At 50.5% G+C, this 8692-nt stretch carries 5 protein-coding genes, 1 rRNA gene and 1 riboswitch; all 6 genes read right to left on the bottom strand.

The annotated features are described in order from the left end of the window. A 16S ribosomal RNA gene (locus tag KJS63_RS19900) occupies positions 1–103 on the bottom strand; the annotation flags it as partial. 595 nt (positions 104–698) lie between these two features. Then, positions 699–2069 (bottom strand): NCS2 family permease, encoded by a 1371-nt coding sequence (locus KJS63_RS19895; protein WP_068614373.1) that lies wholly within the window; start codon positions 2067–2069, stop codon positions 699–701. Positions 2070–2224: 155 nt separating this feature from the next. Continuing rightward, positions 2225–2324: riboswitch (purine riboswitch) on the bottom strand. Between the two features lie 239 nt (positions 2325–2563). Then, positions 2564–4102: a glutamine-hydrolyzing GMP synthase gene (guaA, locus tag KJS63_RS19890; protein ID WP_213620711.1), complete on the bottom strand. Its 1539-nt coding sequence runs from the start codon at positions 4100–4102 to the stop codon at positions 2564–2566. 55 nt (positions 4103–4157) lie between these two features. Next, positions 4158–6473 (bottom strand): DUF4129 domain-containing transglutaminase family protein, encoded by a 2316-nt coding sequence (locus KJS63_RS19885; RefSeq protein ID WP_213620710.1) that lies wholly within the window; start codon positions 6471–6473, stop codon positions 4158–4160. Continuing rightward, complete coding sequence (locus KJS63_RS19880) at positions 6460–7686, bottom strand: DUF58 domain-containing protein (RefSeq protein WP_213620709.1); 1227 nt, start codon at positions 7684–7686, stop codon at positions 6460–6462. The genes KJS63_RS19885 and KJS63_RS19880 overlap by 14 nt, the downstream gene beginning before the upstream one ends. Next, positions 7683–8672 (bottom strand): AAA family ATPase, encoded by a 990-nt coding sequence (locus KJS63_RS19875; protein WP_374706300.1) that lies wholly within the window; start codon positions 8670–8672, stop codon positions 7683–7685. Before KJS63_RS19875 ends, KJS63_RS19880 begins: the two co-directional genes overlap by 4 nt. Positions 8673–8692: the final 20 nt, after the last annotated feature.

Below are 8692 nucleotides of genomic sequence, written 5' to 3'. Positions count from 1 at the left end.
GCTAACCATCAGGAGAGCAAGCTCTCCATCAAGTCCGCTCGACTTGCATGTATTAGGCACGCCGCCAGCGTTCGTCCTGAGCCAGGATCAAACTCTCCATTAAAGTGTTTGACTTGCTCATTTTGAATCTGACGAGAAAATTAATTCTCTTGATTGAAGAACCGAAGTTCTTCAATCATGTATCTCACTCGTTGTTCAGTTTTCAAAGATCAATTTCTCATTTGGTCAACCGCTTCGCCATCGACTCAGTTAGCATTCGGTGTCTCAGCAGCAACTCTTATATAATATCACATCAGCTTCACAATTGCAAGTACTTTTTTTCTGAACAATCAAACTTACTTGCTAGCCTCTATAAAAAAAGGCGTTTTGATCGGCTGGATTTATAATATACCACTCTACACGCCAGATTGCAATTGTTTTGAAACAGTTATTTTATCCCATACTCAATGTTGTTTAAATCCTTATATCTTTCATCCTCTACGCTGGTAAAATAAGCTCATCTATAAAATCAAGAGCCCACCCTTACACATTAAGATCAATTAGAGTTTTCTGCCTTGGATGAGAGAGTCTAAAATACCAATCTCATCGTAGTTAGGCAGGGCTTTTCACACGGAATTCTCTTTGTTTCGCAACTAATTCCTTCATATATAAATAGAAGCCGTCTTTAGAAGACGGCTTCTGACTTAACAACTCTTTACTTACTCCGCACCCATGAAGATATACCGGCATAGTACCAATACGGCGAGTACATACATTAACCAGTGAATTTTCACTTTACTTTTGCCGAAGAGGTTGCTGAATACCCCAAGAATTACGTAGGACACAATCCCTGCCGAAATCCCGTTTGCAATCCCGCCTGTGAACGGCATAAGCGCAATCGTAAGAAACGCTGGAAAGGCGTGGAGGAAATCATCCCACTCAATGTTCTTAACCTGACCCATCATAAGCACACCTACAATAATCAAGGCCGGTGCTGTCGCCGCCGAAGGCACGATACTCGCAAGCGGAGAAATGAACAAAGCAAGCAGGAACAGGATACCCGTAGTTACCGAAGTCAGACCCGTGCGTCCTCCCTCAGCAACACCGGCCGTACTTTCAACATAAGAAGTTATCGTACTCGTACCCAGCACCGCGCCTGCGCTGACGCCGATTGCATCGACAAGCATGGCCTTTCCGATCTTCTTCTCGCCCTCTTCCTTGTTCTTCATCAGTCCTGCACGGGTAGCCGTACCGACCAAGGTTCCGAAGGTATCAAACAACTCCACAAAAGTGAAGATAAATACGATCTCAAACAATCCAATTTTGAAAGCCCCTGCCAGATCAAATTGTCCAACAGCCAGGTTATCAAAGGTTGGAATCCAGTGTGCGCCGGACAATCCCTCTGTATGAGTTACTCCCATAGGAATACCAATCAGCGTTGTGAGAACAATCCCGATAAGCAGCGCACCTTTTACACGAAGTACCATAAGTATTGCAATTACAATCAATCCGATCAAGGTTAGCTGAACATCATGACTATGAACAATATCCCCAAGAGCGAAATTCATGCTGCTCCCTGGTACCGTCTGCGAAGCATCTTTGACGCCCGAAAGGTTGGCAACCATCAGATTGCTCATTTTAAAACCAAGGATGGAAACAAACAAGCCAATTCCGACGGTAATCGCGGATTTGAGGCTTGTCGGTACTGCCTTAATCAGCAGCTGCCTTACTTTGGTCACCGTCAGGATCAAAAAGATAATACCTGAGATAAATACCGCACCAAGCGCAGCCTGCCAAGTAATCGCCCCGTTAGAGCTTAATACAATCGTCATAAAATAAGCATTCAAACCCATACCTGGAGCAAGCGCGATTGGGATATTCACGAACAATCCCATTAGTATCGTGATCAGCCCGGCACCAACCGTGGTAGCAAAGAACACGCCGTCAGCAGGTATTCCAGCACCAGTGGGCCCGAGAAAAATATTGTTCACGACAAGAATATACGCCATTGTCATGAATGTGGTAATTCCCGCAATCACTTCTGTTCTTACGTTCGTACCATGTTCCTTCAACTTAAAGAACCGATCCATTGTAGAAATTCTCCCCCTTAAGTATGAGTCATCAACGACAAAAAACCGGGAAACTGTGTCCCCGGTTCTGAAGCTCCTGGAAAGGACGCCGCGCACAAGCCATGGCTCTGCCGATCAAGAACAGGAAGCCCTTGTCCTTGTGCCTGTACAAACTAATAAGCGCCCAATCCTTTCGTAGCCAGATCATTACGGTGACCTCGTAGAAACAACCGGGCCAATCCCCGGAATTATACGAAAAGCTGGTTATAGTATTGTCGAAAATTCTCGTTGTAACTCGCATAAACGCGGTTTACCTGATTTATTTTAGGCTTGAAGCCGAGTCTTGTCAATAGAAAATACGAATGATATTTGTCACATCCAGCTTAATGTTCGTATTTTACCATTTGGAGTAATCACTCTTATTACAATTCAATTACTTTTGATTACTCTCGCCGATTCTAAAACATAAAAAAGAACAGTCTCCCTATCCAGGAAAACTGCTCTTTGACTAAACTTTACTCCCACTCAATCGTAGCCGGCGGCTTCGATGTGATATCGTACACGATCCGGTTCACGTTATCCACTTCGTTCACGATACGAACCGAAATTTTCTCAAGCACATCCCAAGGAATACGTGCCCAGTCCGCAGTCATGCCGTCGATTGACGTTACGGCGCGGATACCTACGGTGTAGGAATACGTACGGGCATCACCCATGACACCCACGCTCTTCATGTTCGGCAGAGCTGTGAAATACTGCCAAATTTCGCGATCAAGGCCCGCCTTGGCAATTTCCTCACGCAGAATATAGTCGGAATCACGAACAATTTTCAGCTTCTCTTCCGTAACCTCGCCCAGAACCCGGATAGCCAGACCCGGACCCGGGAACGGCTGTCTCCAGACAATCTCCCTAGGAAGGCCGCACTCTTCACCGACTTTACGAACCTCATCCTTGAACAGCGCTTTGAGCGGCTCCACCAGCTCGAAATCCATATCTTCCGGCAGTCCGCCAACGTTATGGTGGGACTTAATCGTATGAGCTGTTGCTGTACCGCTCTCTACGATATCAGTATAGAGCGTACCTTGAGCCAGGAATTTGAAATGGTCAAATTTCTTGGATTCCTCGTCAAACACATAAATAAATTCGTTTCCGATAATTTTACGTTTCTGTTCTGGATCATCCACACCAGCCAGCTTGGACAAGAAGCGTTCCCGCGCATCGATCTTGACAACCTTCATGTCAAACTTGCCAACGAAGGTTTCCATAACGCTCTCGGCTTCGCCTTTGCGGAGCAGACCATGGTCGATGAACATGCATGTAAGCTTGTCCCCGATCGCTTTATGAAGCAGAATCGCTACAACAGAGGAATCTACCCCTCCGCTCAGAGCACACAACACATTGTTGTCGCCGACCTGCTCGCGGATGTCTCTGATTGTATCTTCGATAAACGTCCCCATCGTCCAGTTGCCTTCACAACCGCACACTTCATAGAGGAAGTTGCGGATCATCTCGTTCCCGTGTACAGAGTGGCGAACCTCCGGGTGGAACTGAACACCGTACAGGTGACGTTCCTTGTGACTGAAGCCAGCAATTGGAGCATGTTCGGTAACCGCATCGATCTGGAAGCCTTCAGGCAGCTCCACCACGTGGTCACCATGGCTCATCCATACCGTTTGCTCCGCATCCAGACCTTTAGTCAATGCGGAATGCTCGGCGAAGCGAACATCCGCTTTCCCGTACTCCCGTTTGGCGGCCCGTTCAACTTTACCGTTCAATTGGTGGGCCATCAACTGCATTCCATAACAAATCCCGAAGATCGGCACGTTCAGGTTGAAAATCTCAGGGTCCACTTGTGGCGCATTCTCTGCATACACACTTGTCGGCCCGCCGGAGAACACAATCCCTTTAGGCGCAAGTTCGCGAAGGCGCTCAGCAGTTGTGTTATACGGCAGCAGTTCACTGTACACACCAAGATCACGAATCCTTCTGGCTATTAACTGGTTGTACTGTCCCCCGAAGTCCAGGACGACAATCATTTCATTTGGCTTATTCATTTCCGAGCCTCCCTCAATTCATGGGTCTTATTATACGAAACGACAAAACGGCTCGTCAAGGAAGATCGGGTTCCGATTTTGCCCATACTGCAGCCATCTTGCGGCACTGCCGTAGAAATGCCAGGGTCGCGGAGCGATCCAGATCCTTCCCTCCATATTTTAAGGCTTCCCATACATTTACAAACTGGTCAAGCCGTGTCCTCTCTTCTAGGCAAAGCCCACTTAGGTTCTGGACATATTCTCTTCCGGTGAGTCCTGGCGGCTTACGGCCATACCTTGCATAAAGGCAGTCCCACGTATAGTCAGAAGTGCGCAGCAGTTCAACGCGGCCAGGAAATTGCCCTCTTCTCCAATAAGGCAGCAGCGCTGCTGCCCAGTACGCTGTGAGATAAGGCCGGTATTTCCAGAGCATGAAGAACAGACTGCAGACCAGACCGCCTGCAATCAGCTCCAAAAGGTGTTTGAGCATCCACAAGGCGATTCCAGAAAAGAAAGCGCTGGCTGACTTTAGTCCTTGGCCGGCAGCCTGCATCCATTGGGCAAAGAAGTGATGGGGCGAGCGTCCACCGCCTGCATTCTCTTGAGCAGCTGCCCCCTGAGGTGCTTCAAACCCAGGAGTCGGATCGAAGGGAACCCAGCCTACCTCGGGAAAATACACCTCGACCCACGAATGGGCATCGGCGTAAGACACCGTATACGCGTGGGTGTTGCCGGATTCAGGTTGGCCTGTAGCGTACCCTTTTACCCACCTGGCGGGTATGCCCTGGGTTCTTAATATGACCGTCATCGCTGTTGAGAAATGGTCACAGTAGCCTTTTTTCTGTACAAACAGAAAGTCCCCGGCAAAATCACTTCCGACAGGAGGAGAGCTTGTCTTCAAGTCATATCTATAATTGTCCTTTAAGTATGTTTCCACCTTTTTAACTGAATCATAACGGTTTGTTGATCCTTTAGTCAGATTAGCCCCAAGCGTTCTCACCTCAGTAGGCAGAGAAGCAGGCAGCCCAAGGTACTTATCTTCAATATCAGTGGGATCATCCCCACCGGATGCTCTAAGGAGCTCCGGGGCAGCGTACTGATCTCTAACCTTGAGCGAATATCTCGAAAGGGACTGACCTGGCTCATCATAGAGGACCAAACCCGAAGAAGGGAACGCCTGAAGATCATGGAGAGGGAGCTTGAAATTGCCCGCTACCACTTCTTTTACCGCTGTGGGAATCCCGCCGCCAGCCAAAGGGACTTTACCGCTCTGGGGTTCCTTGAACACTATGGTCTGTTCGAACTCCCTTCCCCTTGGGCGGTCGCCATCACGGGCCGGAACCTGCCCGTTAACGTTCAGCCTCTCCATCTGCGGGGTGAGCTCTTCCCATCCCCTTCCGGTATATTTGCTCTTGCTCTCTCCACGAAAGTAGGTCGGAAATGGGGAGATGGCGGTGAACAGTTCCTCATTTCTGAGCGTCAGGGGCCCGCCGAGTTCCCCGTCATCACTGCCGTATCCCGACAGGTTATAAATCACCCTAGCGTTCGCCGGCACGGCCGATTTGGTCCACGCCTCCAGACTGGCCATAACCTGCTGGAACGAGAAAGCCCTGGCCGACTGAACGGGGAGAGCATGAACCAGACTGGCAAGCCCGAGAATGCTCCCCAGCACGATCGATATGACTACGGCAAAAACCCGGACAGACGGGAACACCTGAAGTCTACTCTTGTTTCCGGTAACGGTTTCGGTTTCACCAATAACTGCCGGATGTGGATTCACAGGAATCTCATCCTCTTCCTGAAGCCGCAAGACGAACAATAAAGCCTGCAGCAGCAGCCCAATCAGCACAGTTCTAACCAACCCCGAATAAATGCTCAAGCCCAGACCAAGCTCCAGGCTGAGCAGATAGAGCAAAGTAGCCATAAAGAACAGCATAATGCTCTGGCGGCTAACAGCAAGCAGCTGAACTGACACGACAAGAAGCACCCAGCCCAGCAGCAGCACAAACATTCTAACTTCCGGACTAAGCCCGTTCAGTCTGCCCGTGTCCGCCACACCGGATATATCCTCGGCTATCATTTGAAGAAAAACCTCAAGCCACCCTATGCCGCGGCTGCCGCCGTACAAATAAACCATGCTGGTCACACACAGCACTGGTGGCAGAAGGAATTGGACAAGTCCAGGCAGCTTAAAGCACCCCAGTATTAGAAGGACCACGGTAAGGATATAAAAGAGATTCAAGGACCTGCCCGCTTCCGGCCCAAGCAGCTTGGCGATCGGATTCAACCACTCCCGGAACAGTCCAAAAATAAACAGGGACAATAGGGCATGTTCCCCGGCCTCTTTGAAGCTAAGGATGGTTTGGCGAAAGGATTTCTTAAGTCTCGGCATATTCCCACCCGCCTCTGTCGTTCCCGCCAGCTACGATGTTCTTAAGCGTGGAGGAATTTAAACGCCTTACCTCTACTCCTGTATGACGAAGCTGCTCTATCAGTTCCCTGGACTGGTCGGCTGGATCAGCCGGAAGCTCTCTCTCTTGCTCGTCCCCCGTGATCACAATCTCCAGCTTGATTCCCCTTATGGCTGCAGATGCAGCCGCAGCAGCAAGCTCACGGGTTAATTGCCCAACGAGGCATGTAATCTCCGCATAGATGTTCTCCTGCACCGTTTCGATCAATAGATGATGCCCTGGTGTCCAGGAAACGAGCTTAGCTGCGGCAAGCAACTCCATACCCTTATCTTGGTCAGGCTCACAGCGGTAGGTCATCCGTCCGTCAGGACCTCCAAGGACAAGCCCGGCCCCTCTACCGCCTTCTGCCTCCCGCCGCAGCAATGAAGCGGTGTAGGAAACGGCAGTCTCGAACTCTACAGCACCCGGTGAGTAGCAGGCCGGGTCTGTAACAAGCAGAAACACCTGCATCACAGGTCCGCTGTCTTCGGATTGGCGAGCCAGCAATGAGGACTTCCGGGCAGAGGATTTCCAGTGAATGCTTCTCCATGAATCCCCCTGCTGGTAGTCCCTGATTAGAGTCCCTCTCTCCCTGCCCTCCGGCCCATACAATGATGTGGTTCCGTCTCCTTGTTCCAGAATCCCCGGTTTCGCAGGGAGAACGGCGGTCTGGGGAATCACGGTTAATAAACCGTCAGCCTCCACGAAAAGAGAGCGCTTAAACCAACCGAACACATCCCCACAGGTGATCTGAACCCGTCCTCCTGAGTACACTCCCCTCTGAAGAGAGCTTACTGCTGCTGGAAGTATGACATGGCGGCGGAAGCCGGTGAACATCCGAAGCCCTTCCATCTTCCCGGCCTGGTCGATCAGCGGATCGGAAATCTCGATCCAAAGTGGAGGGACTCCCCCCATAAATCGAATATCATAGCTTACATATCCTGTGTCGCCAGTTGAAGGCCGGGCAGGGAGCCAATGTCTGCGAACTTCGGTCATACGCGGCCTTCCAGCCTGTACTACGGCTCCCTGGAGCATGATCAAACCGGTTACAACAAGCAGAAACAACATGGAAGCCCCTCCATACGAGGCATAGGCTGTCATAAGCAACATAGCTGCAGCGCCAGTCCACAGCCACGGATACAGCGAGATACTCATGACGAAGCCCTCCTCACTGAGCCTCGGGATACCGGCACAGGAGTGTGCTGGAGAATCTCCCGAATCAATTCCTCACCGGTTGTCCCAGACAGCCTGCTCTCTGGAGTTAACGTCACCCTATGTGAAAGAACGGCAGCCGCTACAGACTTCACATCATCAGGGATCACAAACATTCTTCCATGAAAATATGCATAAGCCTGAGCGGCTCCCATCCAGGCCAGCGTTCCTCTCGGGCTGATTCCAAGCGATATCCGCTTATGCCGGCGGGATGCCTCCGCAATGGTAACAAGATAACGCTTAATGGATTCCTCCACCATAACTCCCCTTACCTGACGCTGCATTCCCGCCATTTCCTCAGCGAGGAGGACAGGCTTCAGGGCTTCTACCAGTGAACCGCTCTGGTGGCGGCCGAGCATGTCCATCTCATATTCAGAACCTGGATATCCCAGCGTTATTCGCATAAGAAACCGGTCCATCTGTGCCTCTGGCAGACGGTATGTTCCTTCGAACTGAAGCGGATTCTGGGTAGCCAGCAGAAGAAAAGGCTTCGGGAGCGGATAGGTCACCCCGTCAACGGTCACCCGGCGCTCTTCCATAGCTTCGAGCAGTGCAGACTGGGTCCGGGGGGCCGCCCGGTTAATCTCATCGGCAAGCACGATATTCGATAGAATAGGACCCGCTCTGAACTCAAATTCCCCCTTATGTGGACGGTACACCGACACACCTGTAACATCTGAGGGCATTAAGTCAGAGGTGAATTGAATACGTCCAAGCGAACCTCCCATACTTGCAGCGATGGCCCGTACCAGGGTTGTTTTGCCCACACCAGGAATATCTTCAAGCAGAACATGTCCCCCTTGAAGCATTGCGATTAAGATAAGCTCGATCTCACGCCGTTTACCAAGTACAACCCGGTCGACCTGATTAACCAGACGTTCCAGCAGGCTGGAAGCCTGTTCGTGAGACAAGCCGGTAGAATTCAACAAGTCCAATACCTCCTCTACTC

Source organism: Paenibacillus sp. J22TS3 (assembly GCF_018403205.1).
Taxonomy (GTDB): Bacteria; Bacillota; Bacilli; order Paenibacillales; family Paenibacillaceae; genus Fontibacillus; species Fontibacillus tuaregi.
Note: the sequence above shows the minus strand (reverse complement) of the source record. Positions and strands in the feature narration are given on the sequence as shown.